This window comes from Pseudarthrobacter woesei, assembly GCF_055412745.1.
In genome coordinates, this window is record NZ_JBVAYU010000001.1 from 81,403 (window position 1) to 105,763 (window position 24,361).

Genomic DNA, 24,361 nt, shown 5'->3' on the forward strand with positions numbered 1-24,361 from the left:
CATCGACAAAGGAAGAGGTTCACCGTTCAGTGAGCAACGCAGAAAACACCGCGTCCGAAGTACGTGATGTCATCATCGTCGGCTCCGGCCCCGCCGGCTACACAGCCGCGGTGTACACGGCGCGCGCCAACCTCAAGCCGCTCTTGCTGGCCGGATCCGTGACTGCCGGCGGCGAGCTGATGAACACCACCGACGTCGAGAACTACCCGGGATTTCCGGACGGCATCATGGGCCCGGACCTGATGGAGAACTTCGAGAAACAGGCTGCCCGATTCGGCACTGAAATCCAGTTCGAGGACGTCACCGATCTGGACCTCGCCGGCGACATCAAAACCGTTACCATCGGCACGGGGGAGACCTTCCGGGCCCGCTCCATCATTCTTTCCACGGGTTCGGCCTACCGCGAGCTTGGCCTGGCCAACGAGAAACGCCTCTCCGGTCACGGCGTCAGCTGGTGTGCAACCTGCGACGGTTTCTTTTTCAAAGACCAGGACATCGCCGTTATCGGTGGCGGCGACTCCGCGATGGAGGAGGCACTGTTCCTCACCAAATTCGCGAAGTCCGTCACTGTGGTGCACCGCAGGGATACGCTGCGGGCCTCCAAGATCATGGCTGACCGCGCCCAAGCCCACGAGAAGATCAGCTTCATCTGGAACACCGGCGTCGAGGACATCCTCGGGCAGGACAAAGTCAGCGGACTGCGGTTGACAAACCTCTTGGACGGCACCGGGTCCGACCTGGCCGTCACCGGTGTGTTCGTGGCGATCGGCAACGATCCCCGCACCGATCTCGTCAAGGGCAAGCTGGACCTGACCCCCGAGGGCACCATCGCCGTCGAGGGCCGCACATCCAGGACCACCGTCAAGGGCGTCTTTGCCGCCGGCGACGTCATCGATCCGACGTACCGCCAGGCCATCACGGCCTCGGGATCCGGCTGTGTGGCCGCCCTCGACGTCGAGCACTACCTCGCAGACTTCCACGCCTAAACGGCGCGCAGCAACCAACCGAAGAGAGACAAGGTTATGAGCAACGCAAAAGACGTAACAGACGCTAGCTTCAGCACCGATGTGCTGGCCTCCGAGAAGCCGGTCATTGTGGACTTCTGGGCCGAATGGTGCGGCCCGTGCCGTAAGCTCGGACCGATCCTCGACGAAATCTCGGTGGAGTACAGCGAGAAGGTGGACGTCGTCAAGGTGAATGTAGACGACAACCCGGCCATCGCCGCCGAATACGGCATCACCTCCATCCCGGCCGTCTACCTGTTCCAGGGTGGCGAAGTGACGGGGACTGTCATTGGCGCCCGTCCGAAGCAGTTCTTCGAGAAGGAATTCGCGGACGTCCTGTCCTAATTCCGTCCCGACTGTGCCCTGCACAGACCACCAAGGTGGCCCCACTTCCTGGAAGCGGGGCCACCTTTTTGTGCGGTCCCTCAGCTGGTGGACCCAGGGCAAGGGTGTCCCGGGGCTGGACTGTGATCTTCTCTGCAGCTGCTGAAGGTTGATTTTCTAGCGGCGGATTTCCTGATGGGCCTGTGTGCAATGGGTGAGCTAGGGCCTACCCGGAGTTAGCCGCTTGGGGGACCGTTTTGGTCCCGTCAGCCGCCGGCATGTTTCACGTGAAACTATGTCACCACTGCGGGAGCGCTGCGGCGCGCGTCATTCAGCAATCGGACCAAACTGACGCTGGTCACTTTCCGCAAGGTGACGCTTGCAGCAGCGTATCCTGTGGCGCTTGGGGTGGAGTGAATGTTTCACGTGAAACTGCGTCGCCCCTGCGGCGGGCGTCATTCAGCAATCGGACCAAACTGGCGCTGGTCACTCACCGCATGATGGCTCTTCCGGTGGCAGGATGTTTCACGTGAAACGACTCGAACTTGCTGGCAGCTCCCCGTGTCAGTGTACCGCGCAAGGGAACGCTTGCTTTCCCCGGAGACATCTCCACCACAAACCGTGGCGACCGCCCTTGCGCGGTCCAGCCGCCAGGGCTGTGGCGGCATGGCGGCACAGCAGTCTTGTGGGGGTAGCCCTCTCGCTGAGGTAGCCACCGTACTGGCGTCCTGTCGCGCAGTTGCTGCGGAATCGCTTCATTCAGAGGGCATCCCGACCCCTCCCGCTGGACCACTACGCCGTCGTGCGTCTTGAGGAGAAGGAACCGTGGATCGCTACATATCCGGGAAGGGCAGCCAGCAGGCATGGATTACGCGGCCGCGGCGGACCAAAGGACTAGTCCCTGTGGTTTCACGTGAAACATCTGGCCCTGGGCGTACCGGGAATCGGCCAATCCCGATCGTCGACCGACGACAATTGCCGGACAAGTGTCGATCGGCGAAAAATTGCACTCGTCCGGCAAGAATTGAATGTTTCACGTGAAACGTCCTCTCCGTGCGCACAGTTCTGGTGTGCCTGCGCTCGGGAAGCCGTTTCACGTGGAACATTGAGGCAACCGGTACTGTCGTCGGCCCGGAATGACCGACCCAACAGACCCCTCCAGCGTCCCGTCATATCCGAAACTCGACTCTCAGAAAATGGGGTTGGGGCTGCCACTGGCACAGCCAACTCATCCTCCGCCCACACCATGCAGTTCATCCGGGACCGGGAACACAGACAGTCTCGGCTGCATTTTCGCCCTCCGTGCGGAGAAGAACTGCAACGCAACGGCCGCCGCACCGCGGGGGAGCCCACCTCAGCACTCCAGACGATAGTGAGGCCTGTCTGGCGGCGCTCCTGGTTTCACGTGAAACATTCGTCTGCGGCCCAGTCATCACTTCCAGACGCCCCTGTGCGTCACTTAGCCCTAAATGCCCACTAGGCGCCCTCACATGATCTTCTCCACGGGACACGAAGCCACTTCCCCTGCACCCGGGGAAGATGTCCCCACTGTTCAGACAGCAACACAGGGGTGCACGCCATGGCGGCCTCGAGTCCGCAAGACGAAGCTTCCGCAACCAGCAAGTGCGCTGACCATACCCGGCCCCTCAGCAGCCCAGGAGCCGCGCCAGCAATAGATTCTCCACACCCGGTCACACCCGCGTTGTGCCCCTCCCGTGTCTACCCGCGTCCATGCCCGAAGCCTGTCCCTCCAGACTTCTGGGGAGTCGTGTGGACTTCGAACTCGCGGCACCGGCACCACATACGCCAAGACCCTGGAGATCCACCCACCACGCACGGTCTTGGATTGGGGCCCCACGCAAACGCGGCTAGGCCGGGCACTTTCCGCCGGCTCCTCTGAAGCATCTATCCCCTTTGAACGCGTCCGGCTCGCCTTGCCATGCGGCCTCTCCTTATGCGGCCCCGACGGACTCTTCAATGCTTCAGAGTGCAGTTCTGTGAGGGCAGCTCTTGACACTCGACAGCAGGATGGACTGAGTCCGGGGCTGGCGCATTGAAGAGCCGACTATTTCTCGTGACGACCTCATTCGCGAAGAGGGGCAACGGGAAATGGTGCAAGGAGTTGTACAGGGACGGAAAAGTACCATGTCCGCATCAATCATCCAGGACCTCCTGCGCGGGTCCGTGGCCCTGCACCGGTCATCCCCGCCAGATTCCTGGACGGGAAAACGCCAGCTTTCCACAGACTTGTCCACAGAAGATATTCACAGTGTTATCCACAGGCATTGAGGCATTTCTCACAGCCGACGCCTCCGGAGGCTGTGCGTTCGGGAAGGTCACACACCGGGCCCGACCCGCCAACCGTACACACTCGGCCTGAGAAAGGCGGCGTCGAAGCTGTATTCGGCCAACACTCCACCCACACTTTTGATCACGAAGGTTCCCAACTTCACCGAATATTAACCAGCAACGGGGGATTTAGTAGGCACAGCCGGGTGTGAATCGGTTCACGCCAACACCGGACTGAATGTTTCACGTGAAACAGGACAAAGCTGACCTGGTCGCTGTTCGGGAGGCGAGACCTCCTGACCAGCCCAACACCTCCGGGCCACGCCTCAGGCTTCCGACGGAACTGGAACTCATCCACAAAGTTATCCACAGCTATATCCACCGGTCTATCCACCGAGTACCCGCCACTGTGCGGAAAGTACGCGAGCCCGTCAGATGCGTTCCAGGGTCACACAGATCGCCTGCTGCGACCAGGCCGGGGTAGGTCGGCGCCGGGCCGGACAGAGTGCCTACCCCACGAGCAATGCGACCATCGATGCCGGGGGATACCCGCGACCGGAATGGCTGCGCTACGCGCGAGACCGATGACGCTGAAATTGCTAGTCCCGTTCAGGGGCGCCGGAACCATCGATGCTGGTGCGTGGCAGTCCCGTGATCAAACCGCAGCCCGACTCTCACCTAGCGCTGGCCCTCCTTCATTCAACGTCACCATCACCAGCAGCGGCGGCAGCGGCAACGGCGGAGAATCGCCACGCTTAGTGGGCATTCCGGCACTAGTACTCTGTGGCTGCCGCGGTGGATCGAAGGAATGGGCGCCCCCACTCAGTGGCCTCGCCGGCTGGTCAACAGCTCCGCGTATGGGTGGAAGGAATGCCGCGGGACACGTGAATCACCGAGTATGACGGCTGTTCCCCTGGAGTGGGCTGGGTCCGCCTCTATGCCGATGGGCAGATGGTGTCATCATGCCCTGATGGGGGGCCGGTTGCTCGCCTCCATTGCGCCCCGTCAGCACCCTCAGTGGAAGGGCTGAAACGTCTGAAGCAGCTGAGAGCCGGCCGGCCGCACTCACGGAGGCACACTGGGTACCATTAGCACTCCAAGGACTGCCACCCTGGGGCTTCCACCACCGCGGCCCGACGGAGGAGTCGGTCACGCAGACACCGACACGGAGAACTGTTCCTGAGCTCAAGGACCTGCTCCATCCCGGTACCCCTTACGCATTCGCCGTCCCGCCCCCTCCCGACGGCTGTCGCGCCGTTAGGAGGCCTGGGAGCGGTAGAACTGCCGCCATCAGTGGCACACTGGCCTAGCAGGATCCAGGAAGCCGCGAAGGGCATCTCAGCTCTCCTGGCCGCCCGCTGGTGCGAAGGCCGTCCCGAAGTCCCGACACCCGCCGATGGGGCCACGTACCGGGAGCGTAGTCCTTCCACTCCCCGATGATCGCTCGAAGCTGTGTCCTCGCCGCCCCAGCGCAGTAGCCCACAACTGCTGCCCCCAAACCAAGCCCCCGATGTTTCACGTGAAACAAGCAATCTACTCAATGGCTGCCAAGGCCAAGGACAACTTACGTCCGCGGACGATTCAGGCGGACATCCACAAGGTCCAATCGGGTCTTCTGGCTCTTCGGCCGGATTCCTGTATCAAGCCGGCCCGCGGGGGAGCGCCGTTCAGGGCAGTCCTGCTTTGCCAACCCGCGCCTCCGCGACGTCCGAACGTGCAGCAGTCTATGGCCTCCGTCAACGCCACGCGAAGCCTGGCCGTGCAACGCCCTTTGAAAATGGGGCCACTGGATGTGTACTGCAATGTCTTGGCGGGACCGCCTTCCGCAATCCGCAGGTGCCGCCTGTGTGGCTGTTGATGTCCATGTATCGCAGTAGTAGTTGTCGGCGGCATCCGAACCCGGATTCAATGGCGTCAATCGCTCATCACTCCCGTTGTCCGCAGGCAACTCCCTGGCCGGTCAGGTTCCAGCGCCCGGTCCGGCAAGCCGTGTGCGGCTCCCACAATCCTGACGTTCACCTTTCGAGTCCCTGCCGGTCTAATACAGATGATATATCTCTGCACAATCACCCAAGTCTGGTCACGTTCCATTGTGGTCGGTGGCCCTGTTACGATTTGGGGCTCACATTCCCGCCACTCGGGGCTGTGAGGCATACGATCCCACCCACAGATATCCCCGAAGTGCGCGTCGTATGAGGCGCGGTGGGACTGATTCACCCAGGGCCAAGACCACGAGGAGCCGAGACATACTGTTTCACGTGAAACAGGCAATCCCTCCCATCCACAGCATTCTTCTCGACAACAACTCGGGAGCTGCTCAAGGAATAGACGGAGACCGGTCATCGAAGCGTCCGCAACTGCGCCGCCCGCATCCGGATCACTGCGAATGGAAGGAAGCCCAGGCGCGGAACGCTGTCCCGATGAACAAGACCTGACGAGGACCTATCTCACGATCCTCAGCGCGCGCACTTGTCCTCCGTAGGGGTCGGATCCAACACACCAAAACGGATGAACGGTCCCTCGCAGCCACGGCCCCGCCGGCAGGAGCGCCGCAGGGAATTGAGGGATTGACGGCCCCACCGACTGCCGCCGCCAAGGACGCAATCCATCCGGCAGCGCCCCGGAACACCAGGACCTGGACCGCCAGCCTTAGGAAATCGCCGGGATCTCTCAACACATAGCAATGGGGCCTGTTTCACGTGAAACAGGCCCCATTGGGAAATGCAATTTCTGCTAGCCGGACGCACCGGGCGTCAGGACATCCATAATGCGGTTGAGATCTTCTACGCTGGCAAATTCAATGCTGACGCGCCCTTTTCGCGCGCCCAGGGAGATCTTGACATTGGTATCGAGGCGATCAGAAAGCGACGATGCCAGGTAGTCCAAGCGTTCATGGCGCGCGCCCGGGCGGGGAATGTTGTTCTTGGTCGGCGAAGCAGGGCTCTGGTAGAGCGTCACGGCCTCTTCGGTTGCACGTACCGACATTCCTTCAGCAACGATCTTCTGTGCCAGGCGTTCCATTGCCGCAGCGTCTGGAAGGGCCAGGAGTGCGCGGGCGTGGCCGGCCGAGATGACACTTGCGGCCACCCGGCGCTGCACCAGCGGGGGTAGCTTTAGCAGTCGCAGCGTATTGGAGACCTGGGGACGGGAGCGTCCAATCCGGTCGGCCAGCTGTTCGTGCGTTGTTCCGAAGTCTTCCAGCAGCTGCTGGTAGGCGGCGGCCTCTTCCAATGGATTCAGCTGGCTGCGGTGCAGGTTCTCCAACAAAGCGTCGCGGAGCAGGTCATCATCGGTGGTATCACGAACAATTGCGGGGATAGTTTCAAGGCCTGCGGCCTGTACCGCCCTCCACCGACGCTCGCCCATGACGAGTTCGTAAGGTTCCCCACCCTTTTCGGTTGAAGTACGGACAACAATTGGCTGGAGGACCCCAATTTCCCGCACCGAGTTAATAAGCTCTGCCATGTCATCCTCATCGAAGACAGAACGCGGCTGTTTGCGGTTCGGGTGGATGTCCGTAACCGGGATCTCGGCGAAACGGACGCCCGGAACCTCAACCAGTTCAACGCCGGCGTCCTCCTCCTCTGCCTTGGACCCGGCCTTTCCGGATTTCGAGGCGGCGGCAGCGGACTCAGCCCCGTTGGCTGTCTTCTCCGGCGCGGCACTGGCTGCGGCAGTCTTGCGGGCCCGCACCTTTCTGGCCCCGTCTATCGAGGCATCAATGGTCGCAGTCCCGGCTGCTTCGGAACCAGCGCCGGACTGCGAGGGTGATGCCTGCGGCGTTTCAGTGTCCTCACGTGAAGTATCGGTGACTAAGTCGTCTGCTACCGGCGCGTCTGCGGCAGAAGTCCGCTTCCTCGCTTCGGGAAAGAAGAGATCCACGGGACGCGACGGCGCTGAACCGTTACCGGAGGCAGAGGCGGAACTTGGAATGAGTGCCCCAAGTCCACGGCCGAGGCCGCGTCGCTTTTCGCTCATGGATAAATCCCTCCATTGGAAGAGCCGCGGGTCACCGGACTCTAGCTAGTGCACTTCTCGAAAAGATTCTAACGTTCCGCGATTTCGGCTGCGGCTTCCAGATAGGACAGGGCCCCGCTGGAAGAGGGATCGTACGTCATCACGGTCTGCTGGTAGCTCGGTGCCTCGGAGATACGCACGGAGCGGGGAACCACCGCACCAAGGACCTGGTCCGGGAAGTGTTCTCGAACTTCGGCGGCCACCTGGGCGGCGAGGTTGGTGCGGCCGTCGTACATCGTCAGCAGGATGGTCGACACCACCAAATCCGCATTCAAATGCTTCTGTATCATCTCGATATTCTTCAACAGCTGACTCAGGCCCTCAAGCGCGTAGTACTCGCACTGGATCGGAATGAGCACCTCGTTGGCGGCACAGAAGGCATTGACCGTCAGCAGGCCCAGGCTCGGGGGACAATCGATGAAGATATAGTCCAGCCGCTCCTCTCCGTTCCTGGCCCGATCCTTGGAATAGACATCGATCGCCCGCCGCAACCGCTGTTCGCGGGCTACAAGGCTGACAAGCTCAATTTCTGCGCCGGCAAGGTGGATGGTGGCGGGGGCACAAATCAGATTGTCGATGTCCGGACACGGCGCCACGACGTCCCGCAACGGAAAATCGTTGATCAGAACGTCGTAGATGCTGTCGACGTCGGCGTGGTGTTCGATTCCCAGCGCCGTAGAGGCATTTCCCTGGGGATCAATGTCGATGACCAGCACTTTGAGGCCGGCGGCGGCCAGAGCGGCGGCAATGTTGACCGTGGTGGTTGTTTTGCCCACGCCACCCTTCTGGTTCGAGACCGTGAAGATCCTGGTCTTCTCGGGCTTCGGTAGATCGCGCCCCAGGAGGCGTTCGCGGCGTTTGTTCTCGTGGGCTAGTTCCCGGGCAATCGGGCTGGAGTCATCGATGGAGTCCATTACGTTGCGACCGGACGCCACGGTTGTTTCACGTGAAACGCTTGCCATACCGGTGCTCTTAGCAACCGAAGCCGTGTGATTTGCGGAGTAATCGTGAGCGACTGCGGGTGCAACAAAGGCCCGTGCGGACCCCAGGGACACAAACGGGGGAATCCGCTGTGTGGAGGCTTCGCTACTGGTCACTGTGACACACTCACTCTCATTCGGCGTTTACTGCCGGTTACTAGCCTAACCTCTTAGCCTTCGAGTCCGAGGGCGCCGGGCTCGTGCTAGGCAATCTTTTGAGGCTTATTCACAACGATTCGGACAACGGTTGTGGGTTCTTCAAGGAGGTCCTCGCCCACCAGTACAACGGAAGTTTCTTTGCCGCCAAGCTTACGGATCACCTTGGCAGCTTTTTCGATTTCTTCGCCGGCGCTGCGGCCCTTGATGGCAACTACTACACCCTTGCCGGCCAGCAGCGGGATGGTCAGGCCGGCGAGATTGGACAGCGCGGACACGGCTCGCGCCGTGACGACGTCTGCGTCCACCATCCCTACAGCGAGTTCAGCGCGGGTGCGCATGATTGTCACATTGTCCAGGCCGAGGTCATCCACGACTTCCTGGAGCCAGATGACGCGCCGCTCAAGCGGTTCAATCAGGGTCAGTTCAAGATCCGGGCGGGCAATAGCGAGGCACAGGCCAGGCAATCCGGCGCCGCTGCCGACGTCGGCCACATGGCTACCATGGGGAATCTGGCTCTCGATGACGGCGCAGTTCAGCACGTGACGGCTCCACAGCCTGGGCACCTCACGGGGGCCGATGAGGCCGCGTTCGGTGCCGGACATGGCCAGGTGCTCCACATAGCGCTGGGCGAGGTCCAGGCGGTCGCCGAAGATCTTCTGTGCTGCCTGCAGTTCAGCTGCAGTAATCTCAACCATCAAACTATCCGGCGGCGTCAGTCTGCGGACACGACGATGTGGCGGTCGGCGCCTTCGCCCTCGGACTCACTGACGAGTCCCAGATCGGCGACGGCGTCGTGCACAATCTTCCGCTCATAGGCGCTCATCGGGGCAAGGGCGACGGCGTCGCCGGAATCCTTGACCGAGGCGACCGCGTCTTCCGCGACCTTCTGCAACTCACCGGCGCGCACGGAGCGGTAGCCGTTGATGTCCAGCACGAGGCGGGAACGGCTTTCCGTCGCGGACAGCACGGCAAGGCGCGTCAGTTCTTGCAAGGCTTCCAGGACTTCGCCGTCCCTGCCCACCAGGCTCTCGAGACCGGCCGATTCTTCCTCGGCAACGATCGAGATGTAGGTGCGGCCGCTTCGGACCTCGATGTCAATGTCGCCGTCGATATCGGCGATGTCCAGCAGTTCCTCGAGGTAGTCTGCGGCGACGTCGCCTTCTTCTTCCAGGCGGCTGGCGTTAACACCCTTCTCCGGGTTGCCGTCGGCGTCCAGATCGGAATCCTGGTCAGCGATCTGGGCTGAGTCCAACGTCTCGTCGTCGGCGACGTCGGCGGAAACTGTCTGTTCGGTGCTCTCGGCGGACATTACTTCCTCTTCCTGTTTTTACGTTGTGGCTGGACGCGCTGGCTCCTGGCCGCCACTGCGGCAGCGGCGGCAGCTTCGGCTGCCTCGGCGTCGGCCTTCTTGGCACCCGTCAGGGGCAGCGCCGGCAGGCCCTTGGCGGCACGGCGCTCGGCCAGGGCCTTCGCGGCGGGGGATCCCGGCGTCGGCATCCGGCGGATCACGAAGAACTGCTGCGCCATGGTCCAGAGGTTTGTGGTGGTCCAGTAGATGAGGACACCGATGGGGAAGTTGATGCCGCCCACGCCGAACACGAGCGGCAGGATGTAGAGCATCATCTTCTGCTGCTTCATGAACGGGCTGGCCATGGCCTCTTCGGACATGTTCTTGGCCATGATCTGCTTCTGCGTGATGAACTGCGAAGCCGTCATGGCCAGGATCATCGTGATCGAGAGGATCCACACCGCAACCACATTGCCGCCCTCCGGCGTGCCGTGCAGCAGGGTAGCCGAAAGCGGGGCGCCGAAGATGCTTGACTCATCGAACTGAACCACTTGCTCGTGGCTCATCGCCCCGATGCTCTTGCCGCCGGCGGCCGCCGAAGTAATGCCGGACAAGACTGTGAAGAGGGCAAAGAAGAACGGCATCTGGATCAGCATGGGCAGGCAGGCCGAGAACGGGTTGGTGCCGTGCTTCTTGTACATCCCCATCTGTTCCTGCGCCATGGCCTGGCGGGACAGCTGGTCGGTCTTGCCCTTGTACTTGTCCTGAAGCTTCTTCAGATCAGGCTGCAGCAACTGCATGCCGCGCTGGGCCTTGATCTGCTTGACGAACACGGGAATCAGGGCGGCGCGGATCACCAGCACGAGCCCGATGATGGACAGCGTCCATGTCCAGCCATTGGCAGCAGGCATGCCGATGGCGCTCAGGCCATCGTGGAAGACCACCATGATGGCGGACACAAGCCACTTGAACGGAAACATGATTGTTTCAAAGAAGTCCATACGATATCCCTATTCGTTAGGCCGCATTGCGGCCTTCTCCATCAGACCGAGCAGCCAGGTACTTGTCCGGATTGTTCAGCACAACAATTGTGGGGGTGCGGTTTTCGGGCCATTCGCGATGACCGGCGGGAACATGGTCCACTCCGCCGGCATTCCAGGGATGGCAGCGCAGCAGGCGCCGGCCCGCGAGCCAGCTTCCCTTCACGGCGCCGTGGACGGTGATCGCCTCGAGGGCGTAGGCCGAACAGCTGGGGAAGAAGCGGCAAACCTGCCCGTACAGCGGTGAGATCACCTTGCGGTACGCCAGCAGGAGCAGAATGAGGATATTGCGGGGCAGGTTCCAGATTGCCCGGCCCAGCCAGGCTGCTGCGGATTCCAGCGCAGATTTAGGTACCGGGACGACGGCGGCTGTTGAGTTACGCACGCGGTGTCCCTTCCTGTGTTGTCTCGTCAGAAACTAAAGAAGCAGCCTGTGGAAGGCGGCTGCCCAGCCGTTTCATCGTGGTATCCAAGGCGGCGTCATAGTCCGAGAGCAGCTGGTCCCAGCTGGCACCCGCCGCGGCGGGCAAAGCCCGTACCACGATCGCGAACCCGCTGCCGTATTTCTGCAACGACAAGGCACCGGCTTCTCTCAGTCTCCTCTTAACGAGGTTCCTGACCACAGCGTTCCCGACACTCTTGGAAACGATGAATCCGATCCGGCTTGGTTCATCGGCAGCGAGAGCCGCCGTATATAACACTACGTTCCGGCGTCCATTGCGGACACCGGAACGTACAGTTGTGGAAAAATCGGTTGAAGTCCTCAGACGGTTACGGGTGGCTAGCACCGTTCAACTCGCACAGGGAGGTGGACCGACGAGTCAGTTATTTAGGCCGACAGCTCGATGCGGCCCTTGCCACGACGGGCTGCCAGGATGGCACGGCCGGCACGGGTACGCATACGAAGGCGGAAGCCGTGCTTCTTGGCTCGACGGCGGTTATTCGGCTGAAAAGTCCGCTTGCTCACGTTAGTTACTCCAGTGGGATCAAAGGTGCGCCCACCCGATCAAGGGGAAGAACTGGTCGACGCTAAGTTTTGTATGTGCCGCTTCCCTCGACTCACAAGACGCGGGGCGTCGGGGAGAGATTCTGATGAGGGCGAAAAGCTGACACTAAGGACTTCACAACGTTAGGGCTTTTGGGCCTCCCGAGTCAAACTGAGGGACACTTCACAACCTTTCCCCAGTTGTGGCTAACTCCCTCCACAGCCTGTGGATGAAGTGGCTCACAGGCCCCGATTTCGAACTACAACGGTGTGATTATCCACAGGACTGACCCTAGCTATCTTCTAGGTTTTTCATCCCCTAGAGTGTCCCAGTAGCCAAATATCCACGGACTGTGCATAACCCTGTGGATTAAGCCGGCGCCAGCACACTGGTTCGGGCCCTGTGGCTGCAGATAATGCAGGCAAGCAAGTTTGAGGAACTGATTGATGACAGTAGACGAAGCCAACCAAGCCAACACTGTCGGAAGTTCCTGGCGACGGGTCGTGAGCCTGCTGGAGAACGACCACCGTGTGACCCCGCGGCAGCGCGGCTTCGTCATCCTCGCCCAGGCACAGGGACTCATCGGATCCACCCTCCTGGTAGCCGTGCCGAACGAGCTCACCCGTGAGGTCCTGCAGACCCAGGTCAAGGAAGCTCTCGACGATGCCCTCCGGAACGTCTTCTCCGACGAAATCCGCTGCGCCATCGACGTCGACACCGATCTGGTGCCGCTGCACACCGAGCCTGAACCCGCCGTCGAGCTTTCCCGCGTCGCCGATCCCACCGTGGAACTGAAGCCGCAGCCCATGCTGCCGAGCACATCCCACGAATTCGGCCGCCTCAATCCGAAGTATGTCTTCGACACTTTCGTGATCGGTTCCTCCAACCGGTTTGCGCACGCGGCCGCCGTCGCCGTGGCCGAAGCACCGGCAAAGGCCTATAACCCGCTGTTCATCTATGGTGACTCCGGGCTCGGCAAGACACACCTGCTGCATGCGATCGGCCACTACGCCCGCCGTCTCTACAGCGGAATCCGCGTCCGCTACGTGAATTCCGAGGAATTCACCAACGACTTCATCAACTCCATCCGTGACGATGAGGGCACCAGCTTCAAGACGACCTACCGCAACGTCGACGTCCTGCTGATCGATGACATCCAGTTCCTGGCCGGCAAGGACCGCACGCTGGAGGAGTTCTTCCACACCTTCAACGCCCTGCACAACAACAACAAGCAGGTCGTCATCACCTCAGACCAGCCTCCCAAGCTGCTCGCCGGCTTCGAGGACCGGATGAAGTCCCGCTTCGAGTGGGGTCTGCTGACGGACATCCAGCCGCCGGAACTGGAAACCCGGATCGCGATCCTCCGGAAGAAGGCTCTCAGCGAAGGACTCTCCGCCCCGGATGACGCGCTGGAATACATCGCTTCGAAGATTTCCAGCAATATCCGCGAACTCGAGGGCGCCCTGATCCGCGTGACCGCTTTCGCAAGCCTGAACCGCCAGCCGGTGGACGTGGCCCTGGCCGAAATGGTACTCAAGGACCTCATCACCGATGACGGCGCCCAGGAGATCACCTCCGCGCAGATCCTCACCCAGACGGCCGACTACTTCAAGCTCAGCATGGAAGAGCTCTGCAGCAAGTCCCGCACCCGGACCCTGGTGACCGCACGCCAGATCGCCATGTACCTGTGCCGCGAGCTCACGGATATGTCGCTTCCCAAGATCGGGCAGGAACTCGGCGGCCGCGACCACACGACGGTAATCCACGCTGACCGCAAGATTCGTGAGCTGATGGCCGAGCGCCGGGTCATCTACAACCAGGTGACCGAGCTGACCAACCGAATCAAGCAACAACAGCGCAATTCCTGAGCCGTCCCGCCGCGCAGTCTGTCCCTTATTAACAGGCACCTGTGGACAACCCTGTGGATAGTTAAGGGGACAACCGCGCTTAATGGGCTTAAAACCCTTAAGCCGCCTGTGGATCAAGGCCGGGGCCAAAAATGTTATCCCCATCCACACCCTGTTTAAAACCTTCTCCACCCACAGTCCATGAACAGGGCTTAACCCCGGATCTGCACCGCCAAACAGGGTTATCCACAGTATCCACAGCAGTTATTAACACTACTAATCCCTAAGAAATGAAATTCCCTCAAATAACAACTTCGATCCGACCGCCCAGACCGGCCCAGGCCCGTCCCGGTCCCCGACCAAAACCCGACGGGACGACGGACGGGGATGAACCGGATGAACCACGCGGATGCAACCCCGGGGTTAGCCCGAGGATGGGAGAAACACACTTCTTGCGGCTAAGCTGTCTGCAGTGTGTCCGTCCTGGACATCTTTTGTGATTCCCAGCGCCAGTTGGGCCGGTTTTTTCGCGATGACAGCAGCAATGAAAGGTGGCACCCTTCCGTGAAGTTCAGAGTCGAACGGGACGTCCTGGCAGAAGCCGTGACATGGACCGCCCGGTCGTTGTCTCCGCGGCCGCCAGTCCCCGTACTTTCAGGCCTGCTGCTCAAGGCTGAAGCGGGCACCGTCAGCCTCTCGAGCTTCGACTACGAGACCTCCGCGAGGCTCGAAATCGCCGCTGATATCACCACGGAGGGCACCATCCTGGTTTCCGGCCGCCTGCTGGCAGACATCTGCCGCAGCCTGCCGTCCGCACCCGTCGAGGTTGAGACCGATGGCAACAAAGTCACCCTGACCTGCCGCCGAAGCAGCTTCCACCTCGCCACCATGCCGGAAGCCGAATACCCGCCGTTACCGGCGCTTCCCCCGATCAGCGGCACCGTTCCGGGCGATTCCTTCGCCCAGGCCGTGTCACAGGTGATCATTGCTGCCAGCAAGGACGACACTCTTCCCATCCTCACCGGTGTTCGGATGGAGATCGAGGACGATCTCATCACGCTGCTGGCAACGGACCGCTACCGTCTGGCCATGCGCGAATTGCCCTGGAAACCCGTCACCCCGGGAGTTTCCACCAGCGCCCTGGTCAAGGCCAAAACCCTGAACGAGGTAGCGAAGACACTCGGCAGCAGCGGCGACATCCACCTTGCCCTCGCCGATGACGACAGCCGCCTTATCGGTTTCGAAAGCGGCGGCCGCACCACAACATCGCTCCTGGTCGACGGCGACTACCCGAAGATCCGCTCGCTGTTCCCGGATTCCACCCCAATCCATGCGACCGTGCAGACCTCGGAACTCGTCGAAGCTGTGCGCCGTGTCTCGCTCGTCGCCGAACGCAATACCCCGGTCCGGCTCGCGTTCACGCAGGGCCAACTGCACCTCGACGCCGGAACCGGTGAGGATGCCCAGGCCTCGGAAGAGCTCGAAGCCCAGCTCACCGGCGAGGACATCACCGTCGCCTTCAACCCGCACTACCTGATCGAAGGCCTGAGTGTCATCGAAACCAAGTTCGTGCGCTTCTCGTTCACATCGGCCCCCAAACCGGCCATGATCACGGCCCAGCACGATGCCGATGGCGAAGACCAGGGCGACTACCGCTACCTCGTTATGCCGGTACGGCTGCCCAACTAGCTGGCAGTTGGGGCCGTTTTGAAGCCTCAAAACGACCCCTGCTGCGAGTTAGTTGGGTGGCGGTCCACCCAGACACCCCCAGCGCAGAAGAGAGTTCATACCGTGCACATCGGACTGATCGGCCTTGGAAAAATGGGTTTCAACATGCGCGAACGGCTGCGCAAGGGTGGAATCGACGTCACCGGCTTTGACCGCAACCCGGACGTCACCGACGTCGGGAGCCTGGCCGAACTGATCGCCGCCGTCCCGGCGCCCCGCCTGATTTGGGTCATGGTTCCCTCCGGTGACATCACCGACGCCGTGATCACCGAACTCGGCGAGAAGCTCGACGCCGGCGACCTGGTCATTGACGGCGGCAACTCCCGCTTCACCGAGGACCAGAAACACGGAGCGGCCCTGGCCGAACACGGCATCCGGTTCGCGGACTGCGGCGTCTCCGGCGGCGTCTGGGGCCTCAAGAACGGCTACGGTCTGATGGCCGGCGGCGACGCCTCGGACATCGAGCGTGCCCTGCCCGTCTTCGATGTGCTCCGGCCCGACGGCGACCGCGCCGACAGCTTCGTCCATGTCGGCGGAATCGGCGCCGGCCACTACGCCAAGATGGTCCACAACGGGATCGAATACGGACTGATGCAGTCCTATGCCGAAGGCTACGAGCTCCTGGCCGCGAAGGACATCGTCACCGATCTGCCCGGGACCTTCCGTGCATGGCAAAAAGGAACGGTTGTCCGGTCCTGGCTGCTGGACCTCATGGTCAAGGCCCTCGACGAGGATCCCGGCCTGGAATCCATCGACGACTACGTCGAGGATTCAGGCGAAGGGCGCTGGACGGTGGAGGAAGCGATCGCCAACGCGGTTCCCGCACCGGCCATCACTGCCGCCTTGTATGCCCGCTTTTCCTCCCGCGAAGACAACTCGCCGGCCATGAAGATGGTCTCCGCGCTGCGCCACCAGTTCGGCGGACATGCCACCCGTCCGGCCAAATAGTCCAGCCCGGAAATCCTGAACCCGGCGTGTACCTAGAACAACTCTCACTCACAGACTTCCGCAGCTATGCCCAGGTGGACCTCAGCCTGGCGCCCGGGGTGACGGTCCTGGTGGGATCCAACGGCATTGGTAAGACCAACCTGATGGAAGCGGTGGGCTACCTCGCGACGCTCAGCTCCCACCGGGTCAGTTCGGATGCGCCGCTGCTGCGCTTCGGCACCGAACGGGCCATGATCCGCGCTAAACTGGTCCGCGGCGACCAGTCCACCACGCTCGAACTCGAAATCAACAGCGCCCGCGCCAACCGCGCCCGGATCAACCGCAGTAACCCGGTCCGGGCCCGGGACATCCTCGGAATCTGCCAGACGGTGCTGTTTGCGCCGGAAGACCTGGCGCTGGTGAAGGGCGATCCCTCCAATCGCCGGCGTTTCCTGGATGAACTCCTGGTCAGCCTCATTCCGCGGCATGTCGCGACCCGCGTCGACTACGACCGCGTGCTGAAACAGCGCAATGCGCTGCTCAAATCGGCCAGGGCAGGCAAGTTCACTGCGGGCCACGAGGCCACCCTTGATGTGTGGGACCAGCACATGGCCCGGGCCGGTGCGGAGCTGCTGCATGCCCGGCTTGAACTGGTCGAACGGCTCCGGCCGCACCTGAAAAGTGCGTATGCGCAGCTCACCGACGGATCCAAGGAAGCCGGTGCCGTCTACCGGTCCACGCTGCAGAATGTGATGGACGACGACGACGGCGCCCCGGCCGCTTTCGGGACCGCCGCCGCCGAACCGGCCGGGCAGGAGGATCTCCGCCGGCTCTCCGTCGACGAACTCACGGACCGCTACGTCCATGCCTTCGCGGCGTCACGCCGCAAGGAAGTGGAACGGGGGATTTCGCTGGTGGGACCGCACCGCGATGAACTCGAACTCGTGCTGGGGACGGCACCGGCCAAGGGCTACGCCTCACACGGCGAGACCTGGTCCATCTGCCTGTCCCTGCGACTTGCCTCGTACTACGTGATGCTGGACGACGCCCGCACCGGCGGATCGGCGCCGATCCTGATCCTGGACGACGTTTTTGCCGAACTCGATGTCCAGCGGCGGCGTAAACTGGCGGCAATAGTCTCCGGCGCCGAGCAGGTGCTGGTGACCGCCGCCGTCGAGGACGATATCCCGGCGGAACTGGCCGGACGGCGGGTGACGGTAATCCCGGGAGGAATCGATGAGCCGGAAGCTCGATGAATAAGGATACCGACGGGGGGCTGCAGCCTGGCAGGGATCCGGACGACATCGACGCTGCCCAGTCGGCGCTGAACAGAATGCGCGACGCCGCCGCGGCCCGCGGCGAGATCCGGCGTAAATCCCCGCCGCGCCCCGGTTCCAGCCCGCAGAAACCCGGCCGCGGTTCAACGGGAACCCGGGGATTCGGTCAATTCCACGGGACGGGCCGTGACCCGCTGGGACTTGGGAAAGTCGTCGGCCGTCTCGTGGCCGAGCGCGGCTGGACCTCACCCGTCGCGGTCGGCTCGGTCATGGCGGAGTGGGCCACCCTGGTCGGTCCGGAGATTTCCGCCCACTGCACCCCGGAGAGTTTCACCGACACCACCCTGCATGTGCGGTGCGATTCCACCGCCTGGGCCACCCAACTGCGCCTGCTCAGCTTCAGCCTGCTGGAGAAATTCCGGACGGAACTCGGCGACGGCGTCGTAACGAAGATCCAGGTGCTGGGACCAGCGGCGCCGAGCTGGCGGAAGGGTGCCCGAACGGTCAACGGACGCGGCCCCCGGGACACGTACGGATAACCTGGGTGGTGTCCGCAAGGTCCCGGATGTGAAGCACTCCTTGCAAAACTCTTGAAAAATCCGCAAACGGCGTGTAGGGCGCTTTGGCGACCCGGGGCCGTATAGGCACCCTAGGATGGGACCCCTGGAGCCTTGCAGGCAGAGCCTACGGCCTCCCAGCGGCACTTTCCTTGCCGTTTGATGCCCTACAATGCGGGATTCGACTCTCTCACACGGTAGAATTGCGGCAGATAACTGGGCGCCGGTGAAACGTTGACTGAGTCCGTTTCCGACGCAATACCCGCGTGCGGCAGACGACTCCTCGAGCGGAACAGCCGGTGTCATCAGTGACGTGCCTGTTGGCCGGAGCCCTTCCCCCCGGGGAGCGGCTTCGGCCGGCCTTCAACGAATACAGAGGAGTCGACAGCGCCTGTGGCTAACGACAATGCAGACATCCCGGCAGTGGAACCCCTAGCGGCAGACGCGGTGACGGCAGACGCGCCGGCGGAGGCCGATACACGTCATGGCTACGGCGCGAGCGACATCACGGTTCTCGAGGGACTCGAAGCTGTCCGTAAACGGCCGGGCATGTATATCGGTTCCACCGGGCCCCGCGGCCTGCACCACCTCGTATACGAAGTGGTGGACAACTCGGTCGATGAGGCGCTGGCCGGCTACTGCACACACATCGAAATCGTGCTGCGCGCCGACGGCGGCGTCACAGTGGTCGACAACGGCCGCGGCATCCCGGTTGACATGCACCCGACCGAGCACAAGCCCACCGTGGAAGTCGTTATGACCATCCTGCACGCGGGCGGGAAGTTCGGCGGCGGCGGCTACGCCGTTTCCGGCGGCCTGCACGGCGTGGGTATTTCCGTGGTCAACGCGCTGTCCAGCCGCGTCGACACCGTGGTCCGGCGCCAGGGCCACGTCTGGGGGATGTCCTTCGCCGACGGCGGCAAGCCCCAGGGCGGACTGACCAAGGGCGAGGAAACCGACGAGACCGGCACCACCCAGACTTTTTACCCGGATGAGAGCATTTTCGAGAGCACGGAATTTGATTTCGAAACGCTGCGCGCCCGTTTCCAGCAGATGGCCTTCCTGAACAAGGGCCTGCGCATCACCCTGACGGATGAGCGCCGCGCCCCGGAGGAACCGTCCGAGGACGCGGACCTGGATCTGGACACCGTTCCCACCGACGGGGAAGTCCCCGCCGAGTTCCACACCGTGGTCTACCAGTACGACAACGGGCTGCTGGACTATGTGAAGCACCTGAACTCCGGCAAGAAGGTCGATGTGGTCCACGAGGACGTCATCGCTTTCGAAACCGAGGACACCGAGCGCCACATCGCCCTGGAAATGGCGATGCAGTGGACCAATGCCTACTCCGAGAGCGTCCACACCTACGCCAACACCATCAACACCCACGAGGGTGGAACCCACGAAGAGGGTTTCCGCGCCGCGATGACCTCGCTTATCAACCGCTATGCGCGGGAGAAGAGCATCATCAAGGAAAAGGACGACAACCTCACGGGGGACGACATCCGCGAAGGCCTGACGGCCGTTATCTCGGTCAAGCTGGCCGAGCCGCAGTTTGAAGGCCAGACCAAAACCAAGCTCGGCAACTCCGAGGTCAAGGGCTTCGTCCAGCGCGTCGTCACCGACGGACTCGGCGACTGGCTGGAACGCAATCCCGGCCCGGCCCGTGACGTGATCCGCAAGGCCATTTCCGCGGCCCAGGCACGGATGGCCGCCCGCAAGGCGCGCGACAACGCGCGCCGCAAGAGCCCGCTGGAATCCTTCGGTATGCCCGGCAAGCTCTCGGACTGCTCCTCAAAGGATCCTGCCAGGTGCGAGGTCTACCTCGTGGAGGGCGACTCCGCCGGCGGTTCCGCCAAGCGCGGCCGCAACCCGGAGACCCAGGCCATCCTGCCACTGCGCGGCAAAATCCTGAATGTGGAGCGCGCCCGGCTGGACAAGGCCCTGGGTAACACCGAGGTCCAGTCGATGATCACCGCTTTCGGTACCGGCATCGGCGAAGACTTCGATCTGGCCAAGCTGCGGTACCACAAGATCGTTCTGATGGCCGATGCCGACGTCGACGGCCAGCACATCACCACGCTGCTGATGACGCTGCTGTTCCGCTACATGCGGCCGCTAATCGAGAACGGCTACGTATACCTCGCCCAGCCGCCGCTGTACCGGATCAAATGGTCCAATGCCCCGCACGACTACGTGTACAGCGACCGCCAGCGCGACGCACGGCTGCTTTCCGGCCAGGCCGCGGGACGCCGCATTCCGAAGGACAACGGCATCCAGCGCTACAAGGGTCTCGGCGAAATGGACTACACGGAGCTCTGGGACACCACCATGGATCCGGATCACCGAACCCTGCTGCAGGTCACGATGGACGACGCCCTGGCGGCGGACCAGACCTTCTCCACACTGATGGGCGAGGACGTGGAAGCCCGCCGTAACTTCATTCAGCAGAACGCCAAGGACGTTCGGTTCCTCGATATCTAGCCACCACCAAGAGCTAAATATTCCTGAACCGATATATACCTGAAACGGAAAATATAGACTATGAGTGACGAAACACCCGAGGTTCCGGCCCAATCCGCCGGTCCCGAAGCCGTGCTCGAAGGCACAGTTCTTGACACCGATGTGCTGACCGACCGCGTCGAACAGGTGGACCTGCAGACGGAAATGCAGCGCTCCTATCTGGACTACGCCATGGCCGTGATCGTGGGTCGGGCCCTTCCGGACGTCCGCGACGGCCTCAAGCCCGTCCACCGTCGGGTGCTGTACGCGATGTTCGACGGCGGTTACCGCCCGGAGCGCTCCTTCAATAAGTGCGCCCGCGTGGTGGGTGAGGTCATGGGCCAGTACCACCCCCACGGTGACACGGCCATCTACGATGCGCTGGTCCGCCTGATCCAGGACTGGACCATGCGCTACCCGCTGGCGCTGGGTCAGGGCAACTTCGGCTCACCCGGCAACGACGGCGCAGCAGCACCGCGGTACACCGAAACCAAGATGGCCCACCTTGCCATGGAAATGGTCCGCGACATCGACGAGGAAACCGTCGATTTCCAGGACAACTATGACGGCAAGAACCAGGAACCCACCATCCTGCCGGCGCGGTTCCCCAACCTGTTGGTCAACGGTTCCTCGGGTATCGCCGTCGGTATGGCAACCAACATCCCGCCGCACAACCTCCGCGAAGTGGCCGACGGTGTGCAGTGGTACCTGGCGAACCCCACGGCCAGCCGTGAGCAGTTGCTCGAAGAGCTGATTGTTCGCATCAAGGGCCCCGACTTCCCGACCGGCGCTACCATCCTGGGCCACAAGGGCATTGAAGATGCCTACCGGACGGGCCGCGGCTCCATCACCATGCGGGCCGTCGTCAACGTCGAGGAACTCCAGGGCCGTACCTGCCTCGTGGTCACCGAGCTGCCCTATCAGGCGAACCCCGACAACCTGGCGATCAAGATCGCCGAGCTGGTCAAGGACGGCAAAATCTCCGGGATCGCTGACCTCCGCGACGAAACCTCGGGCCGTACCGGCCAGCGGCTCGTGATTGTGCTCAAGCGCGACGCGGTGGCCAAGGTGGTGCTGAACAACCTTTACAAGCACACCCAGCTGCAGGACAACTTCGCCGCCAACATGCTGGCGATCGTCGACGGGGTGCCCCGGACGCTGAGCCTGGATGCCTTCATCCGCCACTGGGTCACCCACCAGATGGATGTCATTGCACGCCGGACGCGCTACCGCCTGCGCAAGGCCGAGGAGGAAGCACACATCCTGCGTGCCCTGCTCAAGGCCCTCGACGCCCTGGATGAGGTCATCGCCCTGATCCGGGCTTCCAACACCACCGAGGCCGCCCGCGACGGACTGATGCAGCTCCTTGACATCGATGAACTCCAGGCCCGCGCCATCCTGGACATGCAGCTTCGCCGGCTTGCGGCACTGGAACGCCAGAAGATCCAGGACCGCCACTCCGAACTCGAGGCCCTGATCGCCGAGTACAACTCGATCCTGGCCTCCGAGGAGCGCCAGCGCGAGATCATCAGCACCGAGCTGGCCGAGATCGTGGCCAAGCACGGCGACGACCGCCGCACCAAGGTGCTGCTGGGCTTCGACGGTGACATGTCGATGGAGGACCTGATCCCCGAAGAGGAAATGGTCGTCACCATCACGCGCGGCGGCTACGTCAAGCGCACCCGCAGCGACAACTACCGTTCGCAGCAGCGCGGCGGCAAGGGCATCAAGGGCGCGCAGTTGCGCGGTGACGACGTCGTCGAGCATTTCTTCGTCACAACGACGCACCACTGGCTCCTGTTCTTCACGAATCTGGGCCGCGTCTACCGGGCGAAGGCGTACGAACTCGCCGAAGCGGGCCGTGATGCCAAGGGCCAGCACGTGGCCAACCTGCTGGCATTCCAGCCCGATGAGCACATTGCCCAGGTGCTGGACCTGCGCGATTACCAGCACTCGCCGTACCTCGTGCTCGCGACCAAGCGCGGCCTGGTCAAGAAGACCCGGCTGGAGGACTACGACACCAACCGTTCCGCCGGCGTCATCGCGATCAACCTGCGCGACGGCGACGAGCTCGTCTCGGCCCAGCTGGTCTCGGAAACCGATGACTTGATGCTGGTGTCACGGATGGGCCAGTCCATCCGCTTCACCGCCACGGATGAGGCCCTTCGGCCGATGGGCCGGGCAACCTCGGGCGTCACCGGGATGAAGTTCCGCGAGGACGACGAACTGCTGGCGGCCGACGTCGTGAAGGACGGTTCATTCGTCTTCGTCGTCACCGAGGGTGGCTACGCCAAGCGGACCGCCGTGGAGGAATACCGCCTCCAGGGCCGCGGCGGGCTCGGAATCAAGGTTGGCAAGTACCAGGAGGAACGCGGACACCTCGTCGGTGCCTTGATAGTCCAGGAAGAGGACGAGGTCCTGGTGGTCATGGAGGGCGGCAAGGTTGTGCGTTCATCGGTTGCCGGAGTGCCCGCCAAGGGCCGCGACACCATGGGCGTTATCTTTGCCAAGCCGGACAAGAACGACCGCATTATTGAGGTGGCGCGCAACATCGAACGCGGCCTCGAAACGGACGAAGCGGGCGACGACGGCGATGCCGAAAGTCAGCCATCGGCGCCGGATGACGTAACGTTGGCTGAAGATAGCGGATCACACGAGGGGTCCGCAGCGGCAGAATCAGCACCGGCCCCGGCGTCAGATGAGTCATCGGGGAATGCCGAGCTGGACGAAGACAACACCGGAGGTAACGAGTGAGTAATTCCGACTCATATCCCAAGCCGAACAGCGGCGTTCCCGGCGGAATGCGCCAGCCCGCATCCGCACCGCGGGTGAGTGCGCCGTCGCGGCCGCAGCAGCGCCCCGGCGTGTCCGGCGCAGCCGCCGACCCGGGACAGCGGCCGCCGGCACCCGGGCAGCGCCCCGCCCAGGGCCGTCCCGCGGCACCCGGGCAGCGTCCGGGACAGAGCACAACAGGCCTCATCAAACCGGCTCCCAAGGCCAAGGTGCGCCGCGCGCGGCTGCTGGTAAGCAAGGTGGACCCCTGGTCCGTGCTGAAGATGGCGTTCCTGCTCTCCGTTGCCCTGGGCATCGTGACCGTCGTCGCCGCAATCGTGCTCTGGACGGTCCTGGACCTGACCGGCATCTTCGACCAGGTGGATAGCCTGCTGGGCACCCTGGCGGGTTCCGAAGGCGGCGGCTTCGAACTGAAGAAGGTCGCCTCGCTGGGACAAGTGGCCTCCTTTGCCACCATCATCGCCGTGATCAACGTTGTCCTGCTGACGGCCCTGTCCATGCTCTCAGCCGTGCTGTACAACATCTCCGCCACGCTCGTCGGCGGCATCGGCGTTACGCTCACGGACGACTAAAACCCGCACTTTTCCCCGATTTTCTGCGGGGAAATGCCTCGATTTGAGATCGGGCCGGGATGTGCTGTAAA

General features: G+C 62.6%; 18 protein-coding genes. 10 read left to right on the forward strand and 8 right to left on the reverse strand.

Annotated elements, in window-relative coordinates:
• Positions 1-29 precede the first annotated feature (29 nt).
• Both trxB and trxA read left to right on the forward strand, forming a co-directional pair.
• The gene (trxB, locus tag ACZYZE_RS00385; RefSeq protein ID WP_463905626.1) at positions 30-986 is read left to right on the forward strand and encodes a thioredoxin-disulfide reductase; all 957 of its coding nucleotides are present in this window, start codon (positions 30-32) and stop codon (positions 984-986) included.
• 36 nt (positions 987-1,022) lie between these two features.
• Positions 1,023-1,349, forward strand: a complete 327-nt coding sequence (gene trxA / locus ACZYZE_RS00390; protein ID WP_459318492.1) for a thioredoxin — start codon at positions 1,023-1,025, stop codon at positions 1,347-1,349.
• Positions 1,350-6,350: 5,001 nt separating this feature from the next.
• Here trxA and ACZYZE_RS00395 read toward each other — a convergent pair.
• From ACZYZE_RS00395 to rpmH, 8 genes are all read right to left on the reverse strand, one after another.
• Complete coding sequence (locus tag ACZYZE_RS00395) at positions 6,351-7,595, reverse strand: ParB/RepB/Spo0J family partition protein (protein WP_463905627.1); 1,245 nt, start codon at positions 7,593-7,595, stop codon at positions 6,351-6,353.
• Between the two features lie 68 nt (positions 7,596-7,663).
• Complete coding sequence (locus ACZYZE_RS00400) at positions 7,664-8,731, reverse strand: ParA family protein (RefSeq protein WP_459318490.1); 1,068 nt, start codon at positions 8,729-8,731, stop codon at positions 7,664-7,666.
• A gap of 86 nt (positions 8,732-8,817) precedes the next feature.
• Positions 8,818-9,468 carry a 16S rRNA (guanine(527)-N(7))-methyltransferase RsmG gene (gene rsmG, locus ACZYZE_RS00405; protein ID WP_463905629.1) on the reverse strand — a complete coding sequence of 217 codons (651 nt, stop codon included), beginning with the start codon at positions 9,466-9,468 and terminating at the stop codon, positions 8,818-8,820.
• 17 nt (positions 9,469-9,485) lie between these two features.
• Complete coding sequence (locus ACZYZE_RS00410) at positions 9,486-10,082, reverse strand: Jag family protein (protein WP_459318488.1); 597 nt, start codon at positions 10,080-10,082, stop codon at positions 9,486-9,488.
• Positions 10,082-11,062, reverse strand: coding sequence for a membrane protein insertase YidC (gene yidC / locus ACZYZE_RS00415; RefSeq protein WP_459318487.1), 981 nt, complete (start codon positions 11,060-11,062; stop codon positions 10,082-10,084). Before yidC ends, ACZYZE_RS00410 begins: the two co-directional genes overlap by 1 nt.
• A gap of 16 nt (positions 11,063-11,078) precedes the next feature.
• Positions 11,079-11,486 carry a membrane protein insertion efficiency factor YidD gene (gene yidD / locus ACZYZE_RS00420; protein ID WP_459318486.1) on the reverse strand — a complete coding sequence of 136 codons (408 nt, stop codon included), beginning with the start codon at positions 11,484-11,486 and terminating at the stop codon, positions 11,079-11,081.
• On the reverse strand, positions 11,479-11,889 hold the full coding sequence (rnpA, locus tag ACZYZE_RS00425) for a ribonuclease P protein component (RefSeq protein WP_459318485.1): 411 nt from the start codon (positions 11,887-11,889) through the stop codon (positions 11,479-11,481). The genes yidD and rnpA overlap by 8 nt, the downstream gene beginning before the upstream one ends.
• A 41-nt stretch (positions 11,890-11,930) precedes the next feature.
• Positions 11,931-12,068 (reverse strand): 50S ribosomal protein L34, encoded by a 138-nt coding sequence (rpmH, locus tag ACZYZE_RS00430; RefSeq protein ID WP_062008104.1) that lies wholly within the window; start codon positions 12,066-12,068, stop codon positions 11,931-11,933.
• A 465-nt stretch (positions 12,069-12,533) separates the two neighbouring features.
• Between rpmH and dnaA the strand changes: the two genes are divergently transcribed.
• The 8 genes from dnaA (at position 12,534) to ACZYZE_RS00470 (ending at position 24,290) form a co-directional block, all read left to right on the forward strand.
• Positions 12,534-13,955: a chromosomal replication initiator protein DnaA gene (dnaA, locus tag ACZYZE_RS00435; protein WP_459318484.1), complete on the forward strand. Its 1,422-nt coding sequence runs from the start codon at positions 12,534-12,536 to the stop codon at positions 13,953-13,955.
• A 543-nt stretch (positions 13,956-14,498) separates the two neighbouring features.
• Positions 14,499-15,623, forward strand: coding sequence for a DNA polymerase III subunit beta (gene dnaN / locus ACZYZE_RS00440; protein WP_459318483.1), 1,125 nt, complete (start codon positions 14,499-14,501; stop codon positions 15,621-15,623).
• A gap of 102 nt (positions 15,624-15,725) precedes the next feature.
• Positions 15,726-16,610, forward strand: coding sequence for a phosphogluconate dehydrogenase (NAD(+)-dependent, decarboxylating) (gene gnd, locus ACZYZE_RS00445; RefSeq protein WP_463905631.1), 885 nt, complete (start codon positions 15,726-15,728; stop codon positions 16,608-16,610).
• Between the two features lie 26 nt (positions 16,611-16,636).
• Positions 16,637-17,845: a DNA replication/repair protein RecF gene (gene recF, locus ACZYZE_RS00450; protein WP_463905632.1), complete on the forward strand. Its 1,209-nt coding sequence runs from the start codon at positions 16,637-16,639 to the stop codon at positions 17,843-17,845.
• A complete protein-coding gene (locus tag ACZYZE_RS00455) occupies positions 17,842-18,405 on the forward strand; it encodes a DciA family protein (RefSeq protein ID WP_463905634.1) in 564 nt (187 codons plus the stop codon). Before recF ends, ACZYZE_RS00455 begins: the two co-directional genes overlap by 4 nt.
• Before the next feature lie 411 nt (positions 18,406-18,816).
• A complete protein-coding gene (gene gyrB / locus ACZYZE_RS00460) occupies positions 18,817-20,907 on the forward strand; it encodes a DNA topoisomerase (ATP-hydrolyzing) subunit B (RefSeq protein ID WP_459318479.1) in 2,091 nt (696 codons plus the stop codon).
• A gap of 60 nt (positions 20,908-20,967) precedes the next feature.
• A complete protein-coding gene (gyrA, locus tag ACZYZE_RS00465) occupies positions 20,968-23,679 on the forward strand; it encodes a DNA gyrase subunit A (RefSeq protein WP_459318478.1) in 2,712 nt (903 codons plus the stop codon).
• The gene (locus ACZYZE_RS00470) at positions 23,676-24,290 is read left to right on the forward strand and encodes a DUF3566 domain-containing protein (protein ID WP_459318477.1); all 615 of its coding nucleotides are present in this window, start codon (positions 23,676-23,678) and stop codon (positions 24,288-24,290) included. Before gyrA ends, ACZYZE_RS00470 begins: the two co-directional genes overlap by 4 nt.
• The last annotated feature ends 71 nt before the right edge of the window (positions 24,291-24,361 follow it).

Excerpts from the sequence above, each read along its gene's own strand:
- trxA (WP_459318492.1), top strand. The coding sequence starts at position 1,023 with ATGAGCAACGCAAAAGACGTAACAGACGCTAGCTTCAGCACCGATGTG.
- ACZYZE_RS00395 (WP_463905627.1), bottom strand. The coding sequence starts at position 7,595 with ATGAGCGAAAAGCGACGCGGCCTCGGCCGTGGACTTGGGGCACTCATT.
- rsmG (WP_463905629.1), bottom strand. The coding sequence starts at position 9,468 with ATGGTTGAGATTACTGCAGCTGAACTGCAGGCAGCACAGAAGATCTTC.
- ACZYZE_RS00410 (WP_459318488.1), bottom strand. The coding sequence starts at position 10,082 with ATGTCCGCCGAGAGCACCGAACAGACAGTTTCCGCCGACGTCGCCGAC.
- yidC (WP_459318487.1), bottom strand. The coding sequence starts at position 11,062 with ATGGACTTCTTTGAAACAATCATGTTTCCGTTCAAGTGGCTTGTGTCC.
- dnaA (WP_459318484.1), top strand. The coding sequence starts at position 12,534 with ATGACAGTAGACGAAGCCAACCAAGCCAACACTGTCGGAAGTTCCTGG.
- ACZYZE_RS00455 (WP_463905634.1), top strand. The coding sequence starts at position 17,842 with ATGAATAAGGATACCGACGGGGGGCTGCAGCCTGGCAGGGATCCGGAC.
- gyrA (WP_459318478.1), top strand. The coding sequence starts at position 20,968 with ATGAGTGACGAAACACCCGAGGTTCCGGCCCAATCCGCCGGTCCCGAA.